The organism is Rhodoferax sp. P2_H8_2 (genome assembly GCF_056403235.1).
Map to the genome: position 1 here is coordinate 352,561 of NZ_JBFUFW010000004.1, position 22,209 is coordinate 374,769.

Here is a 22,209-nt window from a genome sequence, read left to right on the forward strand (position 1 = left end):
CTGCTTACGCACGTATCTTGAGGCTTTGCGGCCTATTTAACTCCAAACTGCGCAGCAGATTAGCCTCCAGAGGCAAAGGCTCACCGCCCAGACGTGCTGCCAGAAATTCGGCGCACAGTGCCGAAAAACTCATACCCCGCGATCCCATACCAGCGCAGACCCACAGACCGGGTTGCGTCGGCAACTCTACCGGCCCTACCCAAGGCAAGCGGTCATGGGTCACGCAGCGCTCGCCGCTCCACGCGGTGACTTCCGCATTTTGAAACTGTGACTCCAAAGCCTTCGCTACACCCGGCAATAAGCCTTGCAGCCGCTGCAGATTGGCATGGTGTTGCGCGGCTTGGTCCTCCAGCGCGGCAGCCTCGGTCTCGAACGTGGCGCCTGCGGCCCAGAACGCGCCCCCGGGTGCGGGCACGTGGGGCACAAAGCTGCCCATGCCGTTGACCGGTGTCGCCGGAAAGCTGTCATGTGACGCGCCGCTTCCCAGCGTCATCGTGCCGTACATGGCATGCAGGGCTTGCAGCTTCGTCGCCAATTCCTCTGGCAGTGGCATGCTTTGCAGCAACGCGCGACAGCCCATCGCATTGGCTAAAACTACGACATCGGCTTGTGCAACCACTTGGTTTGCATTGTCGAACAGATGCCAGCCATCACCGACATACTCCAGCCGTGCGACATGCGCATTTCCTTGAAATGTCACGCCCAGCGTTTGCAGCCAAGCCCGCACCAAGGCGGTTGGTTTGACCCAACCCGCCATCGCATGCCACAGCGGTTCGCGTTGCTGGGTCACGGGGTTTAAGCGCATTTCGGTCACGCCGGAGGGCGCCCAATCCGTGCCGGTTTGCAGTTGCCGATTTGCCTCGGCCAGTGTCATGCGCGCGCCCGCGCGGGACAGGCGCGAGCGCGGGCTGTCGTCGGCTGAAACATGGGGCACTACCAGGCCGACAGGCAGGCCGGACGCGCCGCCTGCGGGCTCGGTGCAACGATCCACCACGGTGACCTGCCAGCCGCGCAACGCCAGGGCGCGGGCCACGCTGGTACCCGACAGCCCCGCGCCGATGACGGTACATCGGCCCGCAGGGCGGTCCCACGCTTTGCTGCCGTGGCGGGTGCGTTTGAGGGTCCAGCCTGGGTCAAACAAGGCCATGGTGTTCAGACCATTGCAGGGAGGCGGCGTGCGATGTGGCTTGAAGCCTGCGTCCATCCACGGAGCGGGCAAAGCATCTGGCGCGGTGCCGGGCAGCGCAATCAGTGTTCCCCGTTTGCAGCAACGTGCCAGCGCCTTGATGGCCCATTTGTCCGAGTCAAGCACGCTGGTCGGAACAAAAATCTGGTCGGCCTGGAAATCTTGCGCATCCAGCATGTCCGCTGATTGGCCCAAACACAGGGTTAGCGACAGTTGCCCACCTTCCAGCGCGATACGGTGGAATCCTGGCGCAAGGCTCATACAGGCTGCGTTCAGGCGCGTTGCGAGCGGGTGTGCAGGGGCAATGCCCTGGAAGCTATCTGCAATTGCCACGTAATGCAGCATGCGCGGGCGCTGCGGGTCTGCCAGCCAGGTGGCCCACATGTCCAGCAAGTGTTGCCCGTCGCTAAACGCACAGTCCAGTATGTTCCAGGCCGCACGCCCAGCCCATGCCTGCACCGTGGGTGTGGCAGACATGGCTTATCGAATCAGCAGGGAATCAGGCAGCAGGTGGGACGTAGCCCTGGGCCGCATCGGCACCGTCACCAAAGAAATGGTTTTCCATCTGGCGGGCCAGGTACTGACGCGCGCGCAGATCCGCCAGGTTCAAGCGGTTTTCATTGACCAGCATGGTCTGGTGCTTGAGCCAGCCAGCCCAGGCTTCCTTGCTGACACTTTCCCAAATGCGTTTACCCAGCTCACCCGGATAGGGTGGAAAATCCAGACCTTCGGCTTCTTTGCCCAGCTTGATACAGTTGACGGTGCGTGCCATGAAAAACCTCTGCGAGAAATTAGGGGTGTATTGGGGCCAAAGGGCCGAACCGGCAATCTTATTCGGTATCTGAAACCTTGCGGGACAGAGCCTTAGCTCTGTCCTCAACTGATTAAAGGAAACTATGTTGAACACTGTGATGACCTGGCTGGACGCTTACCCTCGCCGGGTGCTGGGCCTGCTCTGCCTGACCTGCGTAGCGATGCTGGCCTTCGGCGCCTATCTGCAGCATGTAATTGGCCTGGAGCCTTGCCCGATGTGTATCGTGCAGCGCTACGCTCTGGTTTTGATAGCTTTCTTCGCCGCGTTGGCAAGCGCCAGCGGAAAAAAAGGCCTGCAAATTGCGGGTGCCGTGCTGGTCGTCGTGGCGGCGGTGCTTGGCGCTTTTGTCGCGGCGCGGCAAAGCTGGCTGCAGTGGTATCCGCCCGAGATTGCATCCTGTGGGCGCGACCTCTACGGCATGATCGAAAACTTTCCGCTGCAGCGCGTGATACCCATGATGCTCAAAGGCAGCGGTGATTGCACCAAGATCGACTGGACCTTCCTGGGCGGCTCCATTGCCAACTGGTCCTTCTTGTGGTTCTGCTTCTTCGCAGTGGTTGGCGCGCTGATTGTCTGGCGGCGTAGCAAGATGGCATAAATGGACACCCAGTCCGATCAGCTTGAAGGCGGCTGCACCTGCCGCACGGTGCGCTACCGGATGACCAGCAAGCCCATGTTCGTGCATTGCTGCCATTGCCGCTGGTGCCAGCGCGAGACGGGGTCTTCGTTTGCATTGAATGCGCTGATCGAATCGGACCGCGTCGATTTACTGCAGGGCGAAGTCGAAATTGTCGATACCCCGTCCAACAGCGGAACTGGCCAGCGCATCGCGCGCTGCCCCAACTGCCGCATTGCGCTGTGGAGCAATTACGGCGGTGCGGCGGATCTGATCCGCTTTATCCGGGTTGGTACGCTGGATGAGCCGGACCGTTTGCCGCCTGACATTCATATCTTCACGTCCTCCAAACAGCCGTGGGTTGTGCTGCCGCCCGGTACACCGGCGGTCCCGGAGTACTACAAGTCTTCCGAGTTGTGGCCCGCAGACAGCCTGGAGCGCCGCGCAGCGGTGTTTGCAAAAGCCGACCCGGCAACCTGAAGCGGTCTTTTTTGGTGAAGGAAACATGGCAAAAGCAGAAGCGAAAACCAAAGCAACCCAAGCCAGCGTGCGCGACTATTTGGACGCCATTGAAGACGAAGACCGCCGCAAGGATTGCGAAATCCTGGCCGAGCTGATGCAAAAGACCACAGGCTTCCCGCCGGTCATGTGGGGTACCAGCATCGTCGGCTTTGGCAGTTACCACTACCGATACGCCAGTGGCCATGAGGGCGATGCGTGCCTGGTGGGTTTCTCTTCACGCAAAGGCGATATCAGCTTGTATGTGATGGCGGGTATGGACGAGCAAGCAGAGTTGCTGGAAAAGCTGGGCAAGCACAAGGCGGGCAAGGGCTGTCTGTATATCAAGCGCACGGCAGATGTGGACCTGAAGGTGCTGGCGAAGTTGGTCAAAAACTCGGTCGCTGAGTTGCAACTGCGCTACCCGTGAGGAATTTGCAATGAAACGCTTCGCCATCCTCGGCACGCTGGCGGCATTGCTACTGCTGGGGGTTGCCGCTACCAGCTACGTGCTGTCCTTGCCCCAGTTCGGCGGCAAGCTGCAAGGCGACGAGCTGGAGCGGGCCCGCCACAACGCGCACTACAGCGATGGCAAGTTCGTCAATGTAGTGCCGCAGGCTGGCTACCAATGGTCCGAGATCTGGCAGATGTTCAACGCGCAGATGTTCGGCAAGGAAGTGCGCGTGCCGCCCAGCGCGATTCCCGTCGTCGCGGTAACTCCTGACTCACTCAAAACTATTCCACCAGCGCCTGCGCTGCGCGCTTTCTGGATTGGCCATGCCAGTGTATTCATCGAACTGGACGGTGTGCGCATGCTGGTCGATCCGATCTTCTCGGATTACGCGTCGCCCTTTGAGATGGGCCCCAAGCGCTTTCACCCACCGCCCATTGCGCTGACCGATTTGCCATCCATCGATGCCGTGATGATCACGCACGACCACTACGACCATCTGGACATGCACACCGTGCAGCATCTGGCGGGCAAGGGCACTTTGTTTCTGGTGCCGCTCGGCATTGGGGCACATCTGAAGAAATGGGGCGTGCCGGACGCGCAGGTGCGCGAGCTGGAATGGGGACAGGAGCACTTGGTCAAGGGCGTACGCTTTGTCTCCACGCCGTCGCGCCACTATTCGGGCCGTGGTTTGAGCGACAAGAACGCGACGCTGTGGACCTCATGGTCGGTGTTGGGGACGAAGCACCGCTTCTACGTGAGTGGCGACACGGGCTACTCCGACCATTTCAAGACCATTGGCGACAAGTTTGGCCCGTTCGATCTGGCCTTCATCAAGATCGGCGCCTACGGCCCCAGCGACTCCTGGCACGACATCCATATGAGCGCGGAAGAGGCGGTGCAGGCCAGTGTCGATGTGCGCGCCAAGCGCATGTTCCCGGTGCACTGGGGCACGTTCAACCTGGCGTTCCACGATTGGGATGAGCCCGTCAAACACGCGCTGACTGCCGCGCGCGCACAGAAGGTCGATTTGATCACGCCACGCATCGGCGAGATGGTCGATGCACACCAGCCCTTCCAGTCCACAGCGTGGTGGGAAGCCGTTCGCTAATCCTCAGACGTCGAAGCGCACGCCCTGCGCGAGCGGCAAAGCGCTGGAGTAGTTGATGGTGTTGGTCGTGCGGCGCATATAGGCTTTCCAGGCATCCGAACCCGACTCGCGACCACCACCAGTTTGCTTTTCGCCACCGAAGGCACCGCCGATCTCGGCGCCAGATGTACCGATGTTGACGTTGGCAATACCGCAGTCCGAGCCGCTGGCCGACATGAAGCGCTCTGCCTCGCGCACATCGTTGGTGAAGATCGAGGACGACAGACCCTGTGGAACCGCGTTCTGCAGCGCAATCGCTTCATCCAGCGTCTCATATTTCAGCGTGTAGAGGATGGGCGCAAAGGTTTCTTCGCACACCACCGCGCTTTGTGCTGGCATGCGCACCAGCGCGGGCGTCACGTACCAGGCGTTGGGGTATTGCTCCGCCAGCGCGCGTTCGCCGCCGCTGATCACGCCGCCTTGTTCGCGTGCGGTGGCTAGTGCCTTTTGCGTCTGGTCAAACGCCGCCTGGTCAATCAGTGGCCCGACCAGCGTGCCTGCTTCCAGCGGATGGCCAAGGCGCAACTGCGCGCGTGCTTTCTCCAGCCGCTCCACCAGCGCATCGTGGATGCTGGTGTGCGCAATCAGGCGCCGTGTCGTGGTGCAGCGCTGTCCGGCTGTGCCGTAGGCGCCAAACAGAATGCCGCGCACCGCCAGATCCATGTCCGCGCTAGGCGTCACGATGATGGCGTTGTTGCCGCCCAGCTCCAGCAGGCTGCGGCCAAAGCGCTCGGCAACCACCGGCGCCACTGCGCGGCCCATGCGCGTAGACCCGGTGGCAGAGACCAGCGCCACGCCGGCGTTTGCTGCCAGCGCTTGACCCACGGTGCCGCGGCCGATCAATACTTGTGAGAGGTGTGCAGGTGCTATGCGGCCCTGGGCACGAAAAGCTTCCAGAGCCCGCTCCAGCAGTGCCTGTGTGGCCAGTGCAGTCAGTGGCGTCTTTTCGGAAGGCTTCCAGATGCAGGGGTTGCCGCAAACCAGCGCCAGTGCAGCGTTCCACGCCCATACCGCTACCGGGAAATTGAACGCACTGATGATGCCGACCACGCCCAGCGGCAGGTATTGCTCCATCATGCGATGGCCGGGGCGCTCGCTTGCGATGGTCAGTCCGTGCAACTGGCGCGAGAGCCCCACCGCAAAGTCGCAGATGTCAATCATCTCCTGCACCTCGCCTTCGCCCTCGCTGGCGACCTTGCCTGCCTCCAGCGCGACCAGCGCCGCCAGACCGGATTTGTGCCGGCGCAACTCTTCGCCAAACAAGCGCACCAGTTCGCCGCGCTGGGGCGCAGGTACATCGCGCCATTGCAGAAATGCGCTTTGGGCGTGCGCAACGGCCGCGTTGACGTCTCCTGCGCTGGATTCCTTCAATGCGCCCAGAGCGGCGCCATCCACTGGCGAGCGCACCTGCAGCGTGGCGCCGGCCGCGTTGGTGGGCACGTCCAGGGTGTTGAGAATGTCAATACCCGTTTGCATGTGTGTAGGGGTGTTTGTCTGCATGTCTGTCTCTGTTGCGTGAGTTCGAGTATCGGGGTAGAGCGTTTGGGGAGCGATGGATGATACTTGCGCCGGCAACCGCTGCGTGTTGCTAGGCGTCAAGCTTGAAATGCGAGGTATCAGGGGTACTCAATCTGGGTATATACGGCTACTATCTAACGCAATCCGCTTCTTCGCGGGCGATCTAAAAAGAGGAGAGCCACCATGTTGCAATTTTCTTCCTACTCGGTTGCCAAGCGACTAGGCCTGCTGACTGTCAGCGCCATCCTTGGCCTGGCTGTGCTGCTCAGCTATTTCATGATCTCGGAGCGCGCCATGCTGCTCCAAGAGCGACAGGCCAGTGTGCGGCAAGCAGTAGAAGTGGCGCACGGATTGGTGGTGCATTTCCATGATCTGTCCACCAAGGGCAAGATGACAGAGCCGGAGGCCAAGCAGGCCGCTATGGCCGCGCTCAAGACGCTGCGGTACAGCGGCGCCGAGTATTTCTGGATCAATGACATGCACCCCATCATGGTGATGCACCCCATCAAGCCGGAACTGGATGGGAAGGACCTCACGGAAAACAAGGACCCGACGGGCAAGCATTTGTTCGTTGAGTTTGTTAAAGCAGTCCAAGCCAATGGTGCGGGTGATGTGTCCTACATGTGGCCCAAGCCGGGCAGTGACAACCCCGTCCAGAAGGTGTCCTACGTCAAGGGTTTTGCGCCCTGGGGTTGGGTGATTGGCTCTGGTGTCTATGTCGACACAGTGGACGCAGCCATCAAAGCGCGTGCCTTGCAGTCCGGCATCGCCGCCTTTGTGCTGGCCATCGTTTTGCTGGGCGTGGGCCTGATGATCAAGGGCAGTATTGTCAAACAGCTGGGCGGCGAGCCTGGTGTGGTCAATGCCATTACCCACCGCATGGCACAGGGTGACCTGAGTGTCAGTGTGCCCCTTGAGTCGGGCGACAACGCCAGCGTCATGCATGGCATCAAGGCCATGCGCGACAACATGGCGGGCATCGTGGCGCTGGTCCGCGAGGGTAGCGAGTCGGTGGCAACGGCCAGCGCTGAAATTGCGCAAGGCAACAACGACCTGAGCGCCCGCACAGAAAGCCAGGCCAGTGCGTTGGAACAAACCGCAGCCAGCATGGAGGAACTGTCTTCCACCGTACGGCAGAACGCCGACAACGCCAATCAGGCCAACCAGTTGGCGCAAAGTGCGTCTACTGTGGCCGTGCGGGGCGGGGAAGTCGTGGCCCAGGTGGTGGACACCATGAAAGGCATCAATGACAGCTCGCGCAAGATTAGCGACATCATCAGCGTGATTGACGGGATCGCATTCCAGACCAATATCCTGGCGCTGAACGCTGCGGTAGAAGCGGCACGCGCCGGCGAGCAGGGGCGTGGCTTTGCGGTGGTGGCCAGCGAAGTGCGCAGTCTTGCAGGCCGTAGCGCGGAAGCAGCCAAGGAAATCAAGACGCTGATTACCGATAGCGTCCATCGGGTTGAGCAGGGCTCTGCGCTGGTCGATCAGGCGGGCGTCACAATGAACGAAGTGGTCGGCAGCATCCGCAAGGTCACCGACATCATGGGCGAGATCAGCACCGCGAGCAAGGAGCAAAGCATGGGCGTAGCTCAGGTGGGCGAAGCCGTTACACAAATGGACCAGGCTACGCAACAGAACGCGGCACTGGTCGAAGAGATGGCGGCGGCTGCATCCAGCCTGCGCGGCCAGGCGCAGGAACTGGTGCAGACCGTTGCGGTGTTCAAGCTCTAGGCCTTCATCTGACATTTTTCGGGCGCAGCGTAAAGGGCTGGTAAAGGCGCTATGTCGGGGTGCAAAAACCACCCCCTAAAGGCGTCACAATCTGGGGCATTGCCAGAGGACACTATGCGCACGACCATTCAAATTCTTTCCACAGCTTTCATTGCCCTTGCGGGCCTCACGCCACCGGCCCAAGCCGCGCAACCTTTGCGTGTTGCCAGCTGGAACCTCGGCTGGCACATCTCCAAAGCCGAGCTGCCCCAATGGTTGGGCCAGTGTGGCAAGACCTATCAGAAGGACGCTGCAGACGGCGTCTGGAAGCCCGCCGCCACCGGCACCGTCGGCTGGTTGATTGACGAGCCGCGCGCCAAGGTCGAAGGCGTTGATCTTTCGGTGATGCCGCCTTGCGGCGTCTATGAAGCGGACCGGCAGAAATTGATCGTCACACCCAAATCCTGGGCGCAGCGCGACTGGCAGATTGGTGAAGTCATTGGCAAATCCATCGCGCCAGACGTGATCGCGTTCCAGGAGGTCTCTGGCACACAGGCCGTGATCGAAGCCCTGGGCGACTACGCCAGCCAGTACCGCGTCTGCTCGTTCGACAGCAAATACAAGGTTCAACGCTTGGCATTCGCATGGAAGAAAGAACTGGGCGAGCCTGCCGAGGCTTGCACAGCCATTGACGCGATCTCGCTGCCGCATTTGCCGCTGGACCAGCAAGTGCGCCCCGGTTTTCAGATGGGCTTAAAGGTCAATGGACAACTGATCCGCTTCTTGACGGTGCACCTGAAATCCGGATGCGTATCGCCACTGGACCGCGGCAAGCTCGATGTGAACAGCGGCCCGAACGACCCATGCCCGGTTTTGCAACAGCAAGTCGCGCCACTCGAAGCCGCATTTGAAAAACTAGGTGCGGGTGGTGCATCGTTTGTCGTCATTGGCGACTTCAACCGCAACCTGTGGCACGAGCTGCATGAAGTGGCCGGTGCCAAAGCCGTGCGCTCCGATGGCAACACCGATCTGACGCAGCCACTGCCCGCCAACGTGCTGACGCAAAATTTCTACAAAGAGATCAACGATGGATTACCCGCCACCAGCAAAGCCACATTGCTGGAACTGAGCTGCCCCGGCGACGCCGCTACGCAAGCGCTGTGCGCCCGCTCCAAGACCGAGGCCGTCCCCCGCCGCGAGCTCGCTGTGCTGGGCTACAAGGAGGCACTGGGCTGCCGCAATGCCGTTGCTTTAGATCAGGCATTGGTGTCGGACGACCTGAAGACCAAAGTGATCGAATCACGCAAGATTTCTATTGGCGCTACAGGCCGGTCCGCTGCGCCAGCAGAGGGGCAGAGCGATCCCGTGTTGGCGACGTCTGATCACTGTCCTAGTTTGGTGACGTTGGGGCTCTAGGCTGTTTTTCAGCGGGAGCAGTCGTCGCTCGTCTCGTCTGAGCTGGCAGTAGTTAACCAATCGCAGCTTGGATGGAATCGCACTCGACGTACCTTAAGTCCGCTGAGCACGTAAAATGGAGGAATGAGCAAGCCCACCACCCACACAAAGATTCAGGGCGACGGCCTTCGCTACAAGGCCAAGGTCTCTGGCTCACCGTTCGCAGGATCGGCCAACCTTGGTGCCTCCACCATGTCGTGCTTCCTGTGTGGCAAGCACCGGCTGCGGGCTGAGCTCAAATCCAGGAACCTGTTGGGTAAATCACATGCGGTGTGTGCACCGAAATGTGGAACTTAGCGGGCCAACAGCACATTTGTCCGGCTTCTGCATGAACCTGTCGGCATGACTCTCCGGATCGATATGCCAAGCCCAACCGGGGATGAACTCAAAGCTGCACGAGTCAGGGCTGGACTGAGTCAGGTGGATGCTGCAGCGCTTATGGGATATCCGGTGCAGAGCGGCAGTAGGGGGGGGGTGCAGTCAAGAACTTGGCAGGCACTGGAAAGTGCGACCGACCCCAGAAATATGCCGGGACCCATCTTTGCAATGTTTCTGTTGCTGACCGGAACCCATGAAAATCTTGTTTTGGTCAAACGGGATACTGCGGCGTCAGAGAATGGGATTCAAGCTGGGTCATGAGCTTGCATGACTCCAATGCAGCGGAAGCGGACATCTCGGAATATCCCCCATATGGGGGATATCCACGCTCCATCGTCGGAGTGAAAATTGGCAAATCCATGTGTTGACTCAATTTTGAAATTTTGCCGGTTTGTCGATTTCTATACCTGTTTTCACCATGAAACTATTCGCTACCCTCGTCCTTCTCCTGCTCACCACGACACACTCGTGGGCCAATGACAGAGCTATTCGTGCTATGGCGAAGGGAAACCACGGCTACACGGAAAAAGAAATCCGAGCGGAAATAGTTAAGGGATGCGATGGCAACGGTGACATGGCACTTTGTGCTTGGTACGGGTACTACGAGAAGGACGTCGCTCTAAACGACACCTATCGAGAACTGATGCGACGTCTGTCGAGCAACGACATCAAGGAAGCTCTGCGCAAATCACAGAGAGCGTGGCTAGAGTTTCGCGATTCTCAATGCGTGTTCTCCACAGGCGATTGGGAAGGAGGCAGCTTCCGTAGAGTAGCAATCGCCATGTGTTGGAAGGGAATGACAGAGGAACGCGAAAAGGAGTTTTCTGAGATCCTGAAATGCAATGGAAATCAAGGTCCGTGCTTCGAAATGCGAGATTCAGAGTCCCGGTGAAAGCTCACACTTCAGTCGAACCGCGCCATACGGGCGCTTGGGCGTGCTGCAAACGGAACGTCAATTACTTTGCCCGTGAACGCTGCCGAATGTGTCTGCTTTGGAGCGAGTAAGAAGACCGCTAACAGCCTGAAGCCGACATCTGCACTTACTTAGTCTTGTGTGCCTTCGGCAACTTGAACCCGGCGCGCTTGTCTAACGCTCTCTGCCGCGCATCACACCCCTCAAGGTGGTCATTGACCAGTCCCATCGCCTGCATAAACGCATACATCGTGGTTGGGCCCACAAAGCTCCAGCCGCGTTTGCGCAGGTCTTTGGACAGGGCGATGGACTCGGCGGAGGTGGTCATGCCACTCAGGGTCTGGCGGGTGATGTGTTCGGGTCGGGTGGCGTTGTCGGGTTCGAAGCGCCAGAAGTAGGCGGCGAGTGAACCGAACTCAGCGCGCATTTCCTGGGCGCGTTTGGCGTTGTTGATCGTGGAGGCGATCTTGCCGCGGTGGCGCACGATGCCTGCGTCAAGCACCAGGCGTTTTTCGTCGGACTCATCGAACAATGCGACGCGGTCCATGTCAAAACCGGCGAACGCGAGGCGGAAGGATTCGCGCTTGTTCAATATCGTGAGCCAGCTCAGGCCCGCCTGAAAACCTTCCAGGCAAATCTTTTCGAACAGGCGTGAGTCGCTGTCGACCGGGAAGCCCCATTCGTTGTCGTGGTAGTGCTGGTAGTTGGGCGTGGCGCGGCACCACACGCATCGGCTTGCGTTGCTGTCGTCGGTGAAAAGGCCGGTGGGCGCGGTAGTGTCGTCAAGCATGTTTAGTACGGCGAATCACAAATACTGATGATATTTACAGTATATGGGATTACAGGCCATGGGCCCGGCGTGCAAGCCGATCAACTCAGCTTCTTGACCAATACCTGGCTCTTGCGGTCCCAGTTGTATTTGCGTTTACGTGCTTCGGGCAGCCATTCGGCGTCCACCTGTTGGAAGCCGCGCTTCAGGAACCAGTGCATCGTGCGCGTGGTCAGCACAAAAATGCTATCGAGGCCCGCGGCCTTGGCGCGCTGTTCGACGCGCTTCAACACGCGCTCGCCGTCGCCCTGGCCTTGCACTTCGGGCGACACGGTCAGCGCGGCCATCTCGGCCGTTTTAGCTTCGGGGTAGGGGTACAGCGCGGCGCAGGCGAAGATCACGCCGTCGTGCTCGATGATGGTGTAGTTGCCAACGTCGCGCTCGATCTCGGTGCGGCTGCGCTTGACCAGCGTGCCGTCTTTCTCAAATGGCTCGATCAGTTGCAGTATGCCGCCGACGTCGTCTTCGGTCGCTTCGCGCAACTCTTCCAGTTTCTCGTCAATCACCATCGTGCCTATGCCGTCGTGCACATAGACTTCCAGCAGGATGGAGCCGTCGACCGAGAACGGAATGATGTGGCTGCGCTCCACGCCTGCCTTGCAGGCCTTGACGCAGTGTTGCAAATAGAACGCGGTATCAGTCGGCTGGTTGGCCGTAGGCAGCTCTTTGAGCAGCTTTTCTGCGGCGGCCAGTGGCAGCTCGGTGTCGATGGGGTTGTCTTCGCTGGCGGGCTGCGTTGGGTCGATGCGGATACCGGGCACTTCGGTCAGGAAGATCAGCTTGTCGGCCTGCAATGCAATGGCGACGGACGTAGCGACTTCTTCCATAGCCAAGTTGAACGCTTCGCCAGTCGGCGAGAACCCGAATGGCGACAGCAACACCATTGCGCCCATGTCCAGCGTGCGGGTGATGCCCGCGATGTCTACCTTGCGCACCAGACCGCTGTGCTGGAAGTCAATGCCGTCGACGATGCCGACCGGGCGCGCCGTGATGAAGTTGCCGGAGATCACGCGCACCGTGGAGTCGGCCATGGGCGTGTTGGGCAGGCCCTGGCTGAACGCGGCTTCGATCTCGTAGCGCAACTGGCCTGCGGCTTCCTGTGCGCAGTCCAGCGCCACTTCGTCGGTGATGCGGATGCCGTGGCTGTATTTGGGCGTGTGGCCCTTAGCCTTGAGTTGTTCGTTTACCTGTGGGCGAAAGCCGTGCACCAACACGATCTTCACGCCCATGCTCTGGATCATCGCCAGGTCTTGCGCCAAGTGGTGCAGCTTGCCCGCAGCCACTGCCTCGCCCGCGATACCGACGACAAAGGTCTGGTTGCGGAACTTGTGGATATAGGGCGCGACCGACCGGAACCAGGGCACAAAGGTGAAGTTGAATACGGAGGTCATGCGGTCAGAGTGGCTATAGGGCGGCTGGGGAGGGCGTTGGCTGGGATAATCCTTGATTCTCTACGAAGTTATTGCCTTGACAGCCACGTCCCTCAAAATCGAATTCCCGGAAACCTTGCCCGTGTCGGGCAAACGCGACGAAATCATGGAAGCCATAGCGGCGCACCAGGTGGTTATCGTCTGTGGGGAAACTGGCTCAGGCAAGACCACGCAGCTCCCCAAGATCGCGCTGGCGATGGGCCGGGGCAAGCTCAACTACCCCGAAGGGCAACGCGGCAAGCTGATTGGCCACACGCAGCCGCGGCGGATTGCCGCCTCATCGGTGGCCAAACGCATTGCCGAAGAGCTGAAGACGCCGCTGGGCGATGTGGTGGGTTTCAAGGTGCGGTTTCAGGACCGCCTCTCTCGGGATGCATCGGTCAAGCTGATGACCGACGGTATCTTGCTGGCCGAGACGCAGACCGACCCGCTGCTGAACAACTACGACACCATCATCATCGACGAGGCGCACGAGCGCTCGCTGAACATTGACTTTTTGCTGGGCTATCTGCGCCAGATCCTGCCGCGCAGGCCGGACCTAAAGATCATCGTGACCTCGGCCACGATTGACGCGCAGCGCTTTGCGGACCACTTTGCATCCAAAAAAGGCCCCGCGCCGGTCATCATGGTCTCCGGGCGCATGTTCCCGGTGGAGCAGCGTTACCGGCCCTTTGAAGAAAGTCGCGAATACGACCTGAACAACGCGATTGCCGATGGCGTGGACGAGCTCTGGCGCGATCCGCATAACCAGGGCGACATCCTGGTGTTCCTGCCCGGCGAGCGCGAGATCCGTGAGGCTGCGGACCACCTGCGCAAGCACCTGAGCCACAGCCCGGTGATGCGCAACGCGGAAGTGCTGCCGCTGTTTGCGCGCCTGAGCCCTGCCGAGCAGGACCGTATTTTTGACGGCCACACCGGGCGGCGCATTGTGCTGGCGACCAACGTGGCCGAAACGTCGCTGACGGTTCCAGGCACCCGATACGTCATTGACGCAGGTACAGCCCGCATCAAGCGCTACAGTTTCCGTAGCAAGGTAGAGCAGTTGCTGGTGGAGCCCATCAGCCAAAGCTCTGCGAATCAGCGCGCCGGACGTTGCGGCCGGGTCGCCAATGGCATCTGCATTCGCCTGTACGACCAGAAAGATTTTGACGGCCGGCCGCGCTTTACCGATCCAGAAATTCTGCGCAGCTCGTTGGCCGGCGTCATCCTTCGAATGAAGTCGCTGCATCTGGGCATCGTCGAAGACTTCCCGTTTCTGGAGCGCCCGAGTGGCCGCGCGATTGCGGATGGCTACCAGTTGCTCAATGAGTTGGGTGCGGTGGATGATGCGAATGAACTGACGCAGCTTGGCGGCGAGTTGTCGAAGCTGCCGCTGGATCCGAGGGTTGGGCGCATGCTGCTCGAAGCACGTTCGCGCGAGGCGCTCGATGAGGCGCTGGTGATTGCGTCTGCGCTCTCTGTGCAGGACGTGCGCGACCGGCCCATGGAGGCGCAGCAGCAGGCCGATGCGGCGCACCAGAAGTTTGATGACGAGAAGAGCGAGTTCACGGGCTACCTGAAGCTGTGGAAATGGATTCACGATGCGCGGGGAGGCACTTCCTCCGGCTACGCCGATGACGCGGCAGCTCGGGGTACGCGGGTGTCCTCGTCGCGTAGCTCAATATCGGCCACCCGCGCACCCCAAGCCACCTCGCCATCGGGTCCATCGCACAAGTTGTCGAACCGCCAATACGAGCAGTTGCTGCGTCAAAACTTTGTGAACATCCGGCGTGTGCGCGAGTGGAAAGACATCCATTCGCAGCTGCACACCGTGGTTGCCGAGCACAAATGGCGCCTGAATACCACGCCCGCGAGCTACGAGCAGTTGCACCTGTCCATGTTGTCCGGCCTGCTGGGCAATATCGGCTGCAAGCTGGAAGAAGGGCAAAACGGCGAGTACCTAGGTGCGCGCAGCATCAAGTTCTTTGCCCACCCCGGCGCGCACCTGACCAAGAAGCCAGGCAAGTGGATCGTCGCGTCTGAACTGGTGGAAACCACACGCCTGTTCGGTCGCGGTATCGCGCACATCGAGCCACAGTGGCTGGAAAACGTGGGCGGGCATTTGTTGAAGAAGCAATTGCTCGACCCGCATTGGGAAAAGAAGGCCGCCGAGGTTGTGGCGCTGGAGCGCGCCACGCTGTACGGTATTGTCGTTTACAGCGGGCGCAAGGTGAACTATGGCCGTGTTGACATGCACGGCGCGCGGGAAATTTTTATCCGCGAAGCGCTGGTTGGCAAGGAGTGGGAAACGACGCTGCCATTCCTGGCCGCGAACCAGAAGCTGATCAAACAGGTCGAAGACCTGGAACACAAGGCGCGCCGCCAGGACGTGCTGGTGGACGACGAGTTGATCTATGCGTTCTACGACCAGCAGTTACCCGCTGACGTGTGTAGCGGTTACAGCTTTGAACGCTGGTACCGTGAAGAGGTCAAGAAGCAACCAGAGCTGCTGAAGCTGACGCGTGAGGAGCTGATGCGCCATGAGGCGGCGGGTATCACGACCGCATCGTTCCCAAAGACGATTCGGCTGGGTGGTGTGGATTGTGCGGCGACTTATCTGCACGAACCCGGCGATGCGCGCGACGGCCTGACGGTGACTGTGCCGCTGTTTGTGCTGAACCAGGTCAACGACGAGCGCTGTGAATGGCTGGTGCCCGGGATGTTGAAGGACAAAGTGCAGGCGTTGCTGAAGACGCTGCACCAACGGCCGCGTTCGCGGCTGGTGCCATTGCCGGAGACCGCCACCAAATTCGCCGAGGCGCTCAATGCACCCGAGAAGTTTGGCAGCGGCGGCTTGGTGGACGCCTTGCTGAAGCTGGTGCGTGATGCGACTTCGGTCGATGTGGTCAAAGCCGACATCAAGGTTGACATGCTCAGCCCGCATTTCTTCATGAACTTTCGCGTGGTGGATGAGCATGGTCGCCAGTTGGGGCACGGGCGCAATTTGGGCGCGCTGAAGGCCGAGCTGGGCTCGCAGGCGCGTGGTGCGTTTCAAGCGCTGGCTAGCATGAAGCTGGCGCAGGATGGAGCGAAAGCTGCAGAAAATTCAGAGGCAAATCGGCCTGCAGCGCCCGCAGAACGTGCGCAAGTAGCTCCTAATAGTGTAGCAACCGCAGCAGCCAAACAAACACCCAAGAGCAACGCGCCATCGATTCTGGACGGCCGGTTCACCGCATGGACCTTTGGCGAACTGCCCGAGTTGCTCGAAATCCGCAAGGGTGGGCAGACGCTGATCGGCTTCCCCGCGCTGATCGATGCGGGCGATGCAGTTACGGTCGAAGTGTTCGACGAACCCGAAGTGGCCGCCGCCAAACACCGCGCCGGTTTGCGCCGCCTGTTTGCGATCCAGATCAAGGATGCGCTGAAGTACCTGGAGAAGAACATTCCCGATCTGCAGAAGATGGCCGTGGCCTACATGAACGTGGGCAAGGCGGACAACGGAAGTGGTGGTGGAACGATTGAAGAGTTGCGCGAGCAAATCATCGCCGTGGCGCTGGACCGTGCCTTTCTGCTGGACCCACTGCCCACCGATGAGTTCGCCTTCAAGCGCCGCATCGAGGAGGGGCGGGGGCGTCTGACCTTGATCGCCAACGAGGTAGCGCGCATGGCAAGCACCATCCTGCTGGAGTTCGCCACCGCGGCCCGCAAGATCAAGGACACGAAGAACGCCGTGGACGCAACCACCGACGCGCAGCAGCAGCTCAACCGCCTGATGCCCAAGAAGTTTTTGCAGGCCACGCCGTGGGACCGGCTGCAGCATCTGGCGCGCTATCTGAAGGCCATCACGCTGCGCCTTGAAAAGTACCGCGGCGACCCCGCGCGTGACGCGGCGCGGATGACCGAGCTACGCCCGCAAGAGCAGCGCTACTGGCGACTGGTCGCCGAGCGCAAGGGCGCGGTGGACGATCGCATGCAGGAGTTCCGCTGGCTGCTCGAAGAGCTGCGCGTCAGTTTCTTCGCCCAGGAGCTTCGCACGCCACAGCCCGTGAGTGTGAAGCGCCTGGATAAGGCCTGGGCCCAGCTGTCAAGCTGAACTGGCCGTCTTGTGTGGTTTTGTGTTGAACCGCACAGACGCGTCAAACCGCACTTCGTAGCCTCTGGTCGACAGCCATCGTTTGGTGGTTGGAATGACAGCTCTATGGAGGTCTCATATGAAACTGTTTCACAAAGTCAATGCGGTATTGGGCGTTGTTCTCGCGGGTTTGGTCGCCTGTGGAGGCGGTGGTGGTAGTTCCGACAGCGGTTCTGATGGAAGCTTGCGGTTTGCCCTGACCGATGCCCCGGCGTGTGGCTACAACGTAGTGAACGTAACCATCCAGAAAATCCGGGTCCACAAGAGCGCCAGCGCCAGCGACACAGACTCTGGCTGGTCAGAAGTGGTTCTCAATCCTGCGAAACGCGTCGATCTTTTGACACTGAACAACGGGTTGTTGAGCGAAATGGGTCAGACCGCTCTGCCGTCCGGAAAATACACACAACTGCGTCTGGTTTTGGCTAGCAATGATGCGGCCAATCCGTTGCTGAATTCGGTGGTGCCCGCGGGCGGCGCAGAGGTGGCATTGAAAGCCCCCAGCGGTGCGCAATCGGGGATCAAGGCGAATGTGGATATTGATATCGCAGCCAACAAGATGGCAGATTTTGTTATCGACTTTGATGCCTGCAAATCGATTGTCTTAGCGGGGGGCTCCGGCCAGTACCTGCTCAAACCGGTGATCTCCGTGATTCCCCGTTACACATCCGGTGTAGCGGGCTACGTTGATGTCGCCACGCTTGCCAACGGCAATACCCGCGTTTCCTTGCAGCAGGGCGGTGTAGTAGTGAAGGCAACCGTTCCAGACAGTGCCGGCAAATTTACATTGCAACCGGTTGCTCCTGGCACTTACTCGCTGGTGGTGACTGCGCCAGGCCGCAGCACGGTGGTGGTGACCGGTGTGGTGGTGGCATCAGAGACGGTGACGACAGTGAACACGACCGGTGCGGCATTTACGTCTCCGGTCTCGCTAACTGGAACGGTTTCCGGCACTGCGACTGCGGATACCTATGTCCGTGTGCTGCAACCGTTGACGGGTGGAGTCACGGTTGATGTAGCCGGAAAATTTGTGGATAGCACCAACGGCGTCTACGAATTTGCACTGCCAACCACCTCTCCACTAGTTGCTCCCTATGTGGCCTCTCCCAATACATTGGTTTTTGCCGCAGATGTTGGAGCAACCGGGAAATACACCTTGGGTGCAAGTTTGGCCGGTTTTGCGGAAAAGACCGCTGTGCTGGGTATCCTGACTTCTGGCGCAACTATTTCCGCAAACTTTACGTTCCCCTGAGGGTCTTGTTGGCCCTTAAGCGCTTTGCTTTTGCAAAGCGCTTTTTTTTTGGTCGGCGCGAATGGATTCACTGGTCGGTCACACCATATAGAGAGCTATACCGCGGCTCCTGCACTTCGTCGCATGGCTCTGGTTCGGGTCTGGTGCACACCCTACAGTCGCCCCCATCGGACAAGCATCTGACCCCTGTCCTCCCCCTTCTACTATTGAGAGAACACATGACCCCTGCCATTTATCTGGGCGGCTTTTCTGCGACACCGCTGGCGCAACGCATCCTGCACTTTCCCTTAACCCGTATCCTTCTGTCCCTGATCTTCTTCATGGTGCCTTTCCTGCTGATACAGGCCGGGGCCACCCATTTCTTTGAGGAAAAGCTGTTCTCGCGCATAGGCCAGTTGCTTGGGGTTGGTGTGGGATGTTTGTCGTATGCGTTTTATGTTCTCAAGATAGAAAAGCGCGAGGTGTCAGAGCTGGCACTCCCGGCCGCTTTGCAGGAATACGGAGCAGGATTTTTACTGGGCGGGTTGATGGTTGGCATCTCCCTGGTCGGTATCGCCGTGCTGGGTGGGGTGCGCGCCATGTCGTTCGCACCGGGTACCACGGCCGCCATCATTGCGTTGCCGTTGATGATGCACATCACCGTAGGCATACTGGAAGAGATGTTGATGCGCGTGATCTTCTTCCGGATCGTGCAAGAGTACCTGGGCAGTTGGCTCGCGCTGTTGGCCTCGGGTCTGGTGTTTGGCGCGTTGCATATGGTCAATGACAACGTTTCTGTGTTGGGCATCGCCGACATCGCAGTGGCAGGTGTATTTTTCGCTGCCGCCTTTCTGCTGACGGGACGCATCTGGTTGTGTGCCGCCCTGCATGCGGGTTGGAACTTCTTTCAGGACGGTATCTTCTCGCTGGCCGTGTCTGGCCATGAAGTGAAGCAGGGGTTGTTGGTGACCGAGCTTGGCGGCCCCGATTGGTTGACCGGTGGAGCCTTCGGTCTGGAAGGCTCGGCAGTGGATCTGGTATTCGTCATCCTGGCCAGCGTTGTGTTGCTGGTGTTGGCCCAGCGTATGGGGCGCATTGTTCAACCCATTTGGAAGCGTTGATAGTCCCAAAGCGCACGCTGTGCAAGCGCACTACACTGGCCTTGCGTGAAAAGTCACGCAAGGCTTACGTAGAAGAAGGAGACATGCATGGCATCAGCGGAACAGGGCGGTATTGTTTTTCCATTGGGTGCGGACGGTTCGCGCAGCACTACGCGCACTGGCGCCAACATTCTGGCTGCGGCACTTGGTCCAGTCGCTGCGCAGCGGGCGCATGCCGCCATGCAAGAGAAGCACTGGCGCCGTACCTACCCCGCCTATTTCCGTAGCTTGGTCGAAGGCAGCTTGGCATCCAGCGAAGTCGCGATGCAAAGCGTGCAAAACGGTCTGGACAGCGCCTGGCAAAACATGTGCTGGAGCACGAACGGGCAGCCTGATATTTCGCTGACGGAAGCACTGGCCGCGGGGCAAAACCGTTTCACCACCCACACCGTCACCGGCAGCAGTAACGCGGCCCCAGCGCCCTGGACCGTGCCGCTGGATGGGGAAAATTTATCGGGTCCACGCCTGCACGCCAAGATTGCGGATTGGGAAGCGCGCGGCATCATCGAGCCGTCCGCTGCGCGCGCTTTGGAGCGCTGCATCGCACATCCGGAATGGTTTGACCTGTCGGATCGCACGATGGTGCTGTTGGGCGCGGGCAGTGAGGCCGGGCCGTTTCGCTGGCTGATGCAATGGCGAGCCAACGTGGTGGCGGTGGATATTGATAGACCGGATGTATGGAAGCGGCTGGTGGACACAGCGCAGGCTGGCAATGGTGTGTTGCACGCACCCGTAAGCGCTGGAGTTGAGTCAACAGGTGACTGGATCCAACAAGCCGGGGCCAACCTGATCACGCAAGCGCCCGACATCGCAGCTTGGTTACGCACATTTACCAGCCCACTGGATATTGCGTCGCTGGCCTATCTGGACGGCGAGCGCCATGTGAAAGTGGCGATGGGCATGGACATGATTGCCAAGGCGCTTTGTGAATCAGACAAGAACACTACTCTGGCATTCCTGGCCACACCGACCGACATGTTTGCGGTAACCCGCGAGACCGCACAGGCTTCCATGGACGCCTACGCCGCCCGCAAGGTCACCAAGCGCACGCTGCAAAGCTCGCTGCATCTGGCCACTGGCGACCGCTTCTTTCAGCCCAACGTGGAGACGCTGCTGGAGAGCGACAAGGGCGTGCAGTACGGCGTCGTCGACAGCATGGTGATAGAGCAGGGGCCTAACTACGCGCTGGCCAAGCGGCTGCAGCAGTGGCGCGCACAGGTCGAGCGCGCCGCGGGGCATCGCGTGTCGCTGAATGTGGCGCCCAGTACGACGACGGTGTCGGTGTTGAAGAACCCGGCACTGGCCGCAGGCTTTGCAGGCGCCAGCAGCTTTGGCATCGAAGTGTTTGAGCCCGAAACCACGAATGCGCTGATGGCCGCGCTGTGGGTGCACGACTTGCGCTGCAACGATTCAGCGGCCAATCCATCCGTGCCGCTAAACCATCCGCTGGAGCTGTTCATGGACAACGCGTGCCACGGTGGTTTGTGGCGTCTCGCCTATTTGCCACGCTCGGCGTTGCCGATTGCTGCGGCGCTGGGCTGGGTGCGCAGCCGGTTTACCTAGAGAGTCTCACTCTTCTGGCGTCTCAGGCGCTTCCGGTTCTTCGTCCAGCTTCACGCCGCGGCGCACCAGTGCTTCGCGCAGAAGGTATTCCACCTGCGCGTTGGCGCTGCGCAATTCCTTGGCTGCGAGCCGCTCAACGGCGGACCACAGCTTCGGATCAATGCGCAGCGGAAAGGATTTTTTGCCGGGACTGGCCATGCCTGGAAAGCTACCGCTAGCGCGGCGCTCCGAATGCAGCCTGCATTTTTTCTCCCGAGAAGAACTGCGCCAGTGCCCGCGTGAGTTCAGTATCGAGAGGAAGGGTGGGATCGCCGTACGAAGCGATCTGCTTCTGTCTGTCTGGGGGAACTGATTTCATGACGTGGTTCATTCCCGCTATGACCTTTAGTAGGCAGGTCTTGTTGGCGGCGTGGAGTTTCTCCGCATCATTTACACCCACCTGAATGTCCGTTCCCCCTTGTAGCAGTAGGCAAGGGATTCGCATTTTGGCTATTTCATCAGACGGAGAGTACTTGAACCAAGAAATGAGATATGGCTGGACGCTGGGGCGATACAGAGCCATGAGTGAGGTGGGAACTTCGCTGGCAGTAACACCGGCTTCAAGGGAACTCAAGATCTCTTCGTTGCGTGTTACCAGTTCGGGGGGTAAACGTCCTTGAAGCTGGCGGCGCAGTAAGGCGGACGCTTTCTCTGCAGGGCCTGCCACCGAAATGAAAGCTACAGCCGGACTCTGCTGAGATGCAAGCATACCGATCAGCGATCCTTCGCTGTGTCCTATAACAGCGACGCCGGTGAAGCGTGGGTCTTTCGTGAGCTTTGTGATCCAAGAAGCGGCATCTTGGACGTAGTCCTCAATGCGCAAGTCGGACTCTGCGCGGGCAGCGCTCTTACTGCCTGCAATGCCGCGCTTGTCGTATCGGACCGACGCGACACCGTTGTCGCGTAGCGTAGCTGCGAGTAACTTCAAACTGTCGTTCTTTCCAGCAGCCACGGGCGTGTTGCCGTCCCGGTCAGTCGGTCCGGACCCTGCGATCATTAAGACGACCGGGACTTTGGATCCGCCCGGCGGCATGGTCAGCGTGCCGTTGATCACGCCAGTTGGCGTTTCCAGCTCCACTGCCTGTTCCGCTGCAAACAGCGCAGTGCTGCTCGAGAGGAGTGCGAATAGTAGGAATGCGAGACGGTTCATCTGC

The 22,209-nt window shown here is 59.9% G+C and carries 19 protein-coding genes; 12 read left to right on the plus strand and 7 right to left on the minus strand.

Features of this window, described 5'->3' with window-relative positions; all coding sequences use genetic code 11:
- Positions 1 to 4 precede the first annotated feature (4 nt).
- Positions 5 to 1,663 (minus strand): FAD-dependent oxidoreductase, encoded by a 1,659-nt coding sequence (locus AC1DV6_RS10205; RefSeq protein WP_477977348.1) that lies wholly within the window; start codon positions 1,661 to 1,663, stop codon positions 5 to 7.
- A 22-nt stretch (positions 1,664 to 1,685) separates the two neighbouring features.
- Positions 1,686 to 1,958, minus strand: coding sequence for an oxidative damage protection protein (locus AC1DV6_RS10210; RefSeq protein ID WP_477977349.1), 273 nt, complete (start codon positions 1,956 to 1,958; stop codon positions 1,686 to 1,688).
- Positions 1,959 to 2,082: 124 nt separating this feature from the next.
- Between AC1DV6_RS10210 and AC1DV6_RS10215 the strand changes: the two genes are divergently transcribed.
- Genes AC1DV6_RS10215 through AC1DV6_RS10230 form a run of 4 tightly spaced genes read left to right on the plus strand, consistent with a single transcriptional unit; the run spans position 2,083 to position 4,676 of the window.
- A complete protein-coding gene (locus AC1DV6_RS10215; RefSeq protein ID WP_477977350.1) occupies positions 2,083 to 2,598 on the plus strand; it encodes a disulfide bond formation protein B in 516 nt (171 codons plus the stop codon).
- Positions 2,599 to 3,096 carry a GFA family protein gene (locus AC1DV6_RS10220; protein ID WP_477977351.1) on the plus strand — a complete coding sequence of 166 codons (498 nt, stop codon included), beginning with the start codon at positions 2,599 to 2,601 and terminating at the stop codon, positions 3,094 to 3,096. It begins immediately after the preceding gene.
- Positions 3,097 to 3,121: 25 nt separating this feature from the next.
- Positions 3,122 to 3,544 carry a DUF1801 domain-containing protein gene (locus tag AC1DV6_RS10225; protein ID WP_477977352.1) on the plus strand — a complete coding sequence of 141 codons (423 nt, stop codon included), beginning with the start codon at positions 3,122 to 3,124 and terminating at the stop codon, positions 3,542 to 3,544.
- Between the two features lie 10 nt (positions 3,545 to 3,554).
- Positions 3,555 to 4,676: an MBL fold metallo-hydrolase gene (locus tag AC1DV6_RS10230; RefSeq protein ID WP_477977353.1), complete on the plus strand. Its 1,122-nt coding sequence runs from the start codon at positions 3,555 to 3,557 to the stop codon at positions 4,674 to 4,676.
- Positions 4,677 to 4,679: 3 nt separating this feature from the next.
- On the opposite strand, the gene amaB is transcribed toward AC1DV6_RS10230, so the two are convergent.
- Positions 4,680 to 6,191, minus strand: coding sequence for an L-piperidine-6-carboxylate dehydrogenase (gene amaB, locus AC1DV6_RS10235; protein WP_477977401.1), 1,512 nt, complete (start codon positions 6,189 to 6,191; stop codon positions 4,680 to 4,682).
- 225 nt (positions 6,192 to 6,416) lie between these two features.
- Between amaB and AC1DV6_RS10240 the strand changes: the two genes are divergently transcribed.
- From AC1DV6_RS10240 to AC1DV6_RS10255, 4 genes are all read left to right on the plus strand, one after another.
- Complete coding sequence (locus AC1DV6_RS10240) at positions 6,417 to 7,970, plus strand: methyl-accepting chemotaxis protein (RefSeq protein WP_477977354.1); 1,554 nt, start codon at positions 6,417 to 6,419, stop codon at positions 7,968 to 7,970.
- Positions 7,971 to 8,084: 114 nt separating this feature from the next.
- Positions 8,085 to 9,365: an endonuclease/exonuclease/phosphatase family protein gene (locus tag AC1DV6_RS10245; protein WP_477977355.1), complete on the plus strand. Its 1,281-nt coding sequence runs from the start codon at positions 8,085 to 8,087 to the stop codon at positions 9,363 to 9,365.
- A 123-nt stretch (positions 9,366 to 9,488) separates the two neighbouring features.
- Positions 9,489 to 9,701, plus strand: coding sequence for a hypothetical protein (locus AC1DV6_RS10250; RefSeq protein ID WP_477977356.1), 213 nt, complete (start codon positions 9,489 to 9,491; stop codon positions 9,699 to 9,701).
- 655 nt (positions 9,702 to 10,356) lie between these two features.
- On the plus strand, positions 10,357 to 10,674 hold the full coding sequence (locus tag AC1DV6_RS10255; RefSeq protein WP_477977402.1) for a lysozyme inhibitor LprI family protein: 318 nt from the start codon (positions 10,357 to 10,359) through the stop codon (positions 10,672 to 10,674).
- Between the two features lie 148 nt (positions 10,675 to 10,822).
- Here the strand turns inward: AC1DV6_RS10255 and AC1DV6_RS10260 are convergent, their stop codons facing one another.
- On the minus strand, positions 10,823 to 11,485 hold the full coding sequence (locus tag AC1DV6_RS10260; RefSeq protein ID WP_477977357.1) for a DNA-3-methyladenine glycosylase I: 663 nt from the start codon (positions 11,483 to 11,485) through the stop codon (positions 10,823 to 10,825).
- Positions 11,486 to 11,565: 80 nt separating this feature from the next.
- Complete coding sequence (argA, locus tag AC1DV6_RS10265) at positions 11,566 to 12,915, minus strand: amino-acid N-acetyltransferase (RefSeq protein ID WP_477977358.1); 1,350 nt, start codon at positions 12,913 to 12,915, stop codon at positions 11,566 to 11,568.
- Positions 12,916 to 12,991: 76 nt separating this feature from the next.
- Here argA and hrpA point away from each other — a divergent pair, with 76 nt between their 5' ends.
- From hrpA to AC1DV6_RS10285, 4 genes are all read left to right on the plus strand, one after another.
- Complete coding sequence (gene hrpA, locus AC1DV6_RS10270) at positions 12,992 to 17,026, plus strand: ATP-dependent RNA helicase HrpA (protein ID WP_477977359.1); 4,035 nt, start codon at positions 12,992 to 12,994, stop codon at positions 17,024 to 17,026.
- 118 nt (positions 17,027 to 17,144) lie between these two features.
- Positions 17,145 to 18,314 carry a DUF4382 domain-containing protein gene (locus AC1DV6_RS10275; RefSeq protein WP_477977360.1) on the plus strand — a complete coding sequence of 390 codons (1,170 nt, stop codon included), beginning with the start codon at positions 17,145 to 17,147 and terminating at the stop codon, positions 18,312 to 18,314.
- Positions 18,315 to 18,532: 218 nt separating this feature from the next.
- Positions 18,533 to 19,414, plus strand: a complete 882-nt coding sequence (locus tag AC1DV6_RS10280) for a lysostaphin resistance A-like protein (RefSeq protein WP_477977361.1) — start codon at positions 18,533 to 18,535, stop codon at positions 19,412 to 19,414.
- Positions 19,415 to 19,501: 87 nt separating this feature from the next.
- Positions 19,502 to 21,016, plus strand: a complete 1,515-nt coding sequence (locus AC1DV6_RS10285; protein WP_477977362.1) for a hypothetical protein — start codon at positions 19,502 to 19,504, stop codon at positions 21,014 to 21,016.
- A 6-nt stretch (positions 21,017 to 21,022) separates the two neighbouring features.
- On the opposite strand, the gene AC1DV6_RS10290 is transcribed toward AC1DV6_RS10285, so the two are convergent.
- Both AC1DV6_RS10290 and AC1DV6_RS10295 read right to left on the minus strand, forming a co-directional pair.
- Positions 21,023 to 21,214, minus strand: a complete 192-nt coding sequence (locus AC1DV6_RS10290) for a type II toxin-antitoxin system antitoxin (RefSeq protein ID WP_477977363.1) — start codon at positions 21,212 to 21,214, stop codon at positions 21,023 to 21,025.
- Positions 21,215 to 21,230: 16 nt separating this feature from the next.
- Positions 21,231 to 22,205 (minus strand): alpha/beta hydrolase family protein, encoded by a 975-nt coding sequence (locus AC1DV6_RS10295; protein WP_477977364.1) that lies wholly within the window; start codon positions 22,203 to 22,205, stop codon positions 21,231 to 21,233.
- Between the last annotated feature and the right edge of the window lie 4 nt (positions 22,206 to 22,209).

Excerpts from the sequence above, each read along its gene's own strand:
- AC1DV6_RS10275 (WP_477977360.1), top strand. The coding sequence starts at position 17,145 with ATGAAACTGTTTCACAAAGTCAATGCGGTATTGGGCGTTGTTCTCGCG.
- AC1DV6_RS10210 (WP_477977349.1), bottom strand. The coding sequence starts at position 1,958 with ATGGCACGCACCGTCAACTGTATCAAGCTGGGCAAAGAAGCCGAAGGT.
- AC1DV6_RS10255 (WP_477977402.1), top strand. The coding sequence starts at position 10,357 with ATGGCACTTTGTGCTTGGTACGGGTACTACGAGAAGGACGTCGCTCTA.
- AC1DV6_RS10280 (WP_477977361.1), top strand. The coding sequence starts at position 18,533 with ATGACCCCTGCCATTTATCTGGGCGGCTTTTCTGCGACACCGCTGGCG.
- AC1DV6_RS10295 (WP_477977364.1), bottom strand. The coding sequence starts at position 22,205 with ATGAACCGTCTCGCATTCCTACTATTCGCACTCCTCTCGAGCAGCACT.
- AC1DV6_RS10290 (WP_477977363.1), bottom strand. The coding sequence starts at position 21,214 with ATGGCCAGTCCCGGCAAAAAATCCTTTCCGCTGCGCATTGATCCGAAG.
- argA (WP_477977358.1), bottom strand. The coding sequence starts at position 12,915 with ATGACCTCCGTATTCAACTTCACCTTTGTGCCCTGGTTCCGGTCGGTC.
- AC1DV6_RS10215 (WP_477977350.1), top strand. The coding sequence starts at position 2,083 with ATGTTGAACACTGTGATGACCTGGCTGGACGCTTACCCTCGCCGGGTG.
- AC1DV6_RS10285 (WP_477977362.1), top strand. The coding sequence starts at position 19,502 with ATGGCATCAGCGGAACAGGGCGGTATTGTTTTTCCATTGGGTGCGGAC.
- AC1DV6_RS10260 (WP_477977357.1), bottom strand. The coding sequence starts at position 11,485 with ATGCTTGACGACACTACCGCGCCCACCGGCCTTTTCACCGACGACAGC.
- AC1DV6_RS10205 (WP_477977348.1), bottom strand. The coding sequence starts at position 1,663 with ATGTCTGCCACACCCACGGTGCAGGCATGGGCTGGGCGTGCGGCCTGG.
- amaB (WP_477977401.1), bottom strand. The coding sequence starts at position 6,191 with ATGCAAACGGGTATTGACATTCTCAACACCCTGGACGTGCCCACCAAC.
- AC1DV6_RS10230 (WP_477977353.1), top strand. The coding sequence starts at position 3,555 with ATGAAACGCTTCGCCATCCTCGGCACGCTGGCGGCATTGCTACTGCTG.
- AC1DV6_RS10240 (WP_477977354.1), top strand. The coding sequence starts at position 6,417 with ATGTTGCAATTTTCTTCCTACTCGGTTGCCAAGCGACTAGGCCTGCTG.
- AC1DV6_RS10225 (WP_477977352.1), top strand. The coding sequence starts at position 3,122 with ATGGCAAAAGCAGAAGCGAAAACCAAAGCAACCCAAGCCAGCGTGCGC.
- AC1DV6_RS10250 (WP_477977356.1), top strand. The coding sequence starts at position 9,489 with ATGAGCAAGCCCACCACCCACACAAAGATTCAGGGCGACGGCCTTCGC.
- AC1DV6_RS10220 (WP_477977351.1), top strand. The coding sequence starts at position 2,599 with ATGGACACCCAGTCCGATCAGCTTGAAGGCGGCTGCACCTGCCGCACG.
- AC1DV6_RS10245 (WP_477977355.1), top strand. The coding sequence starts at position 8,085 with ATGCGCACGACCATTCAAATTCTTTCCACAGCTTTCATTGCCCTTGCG.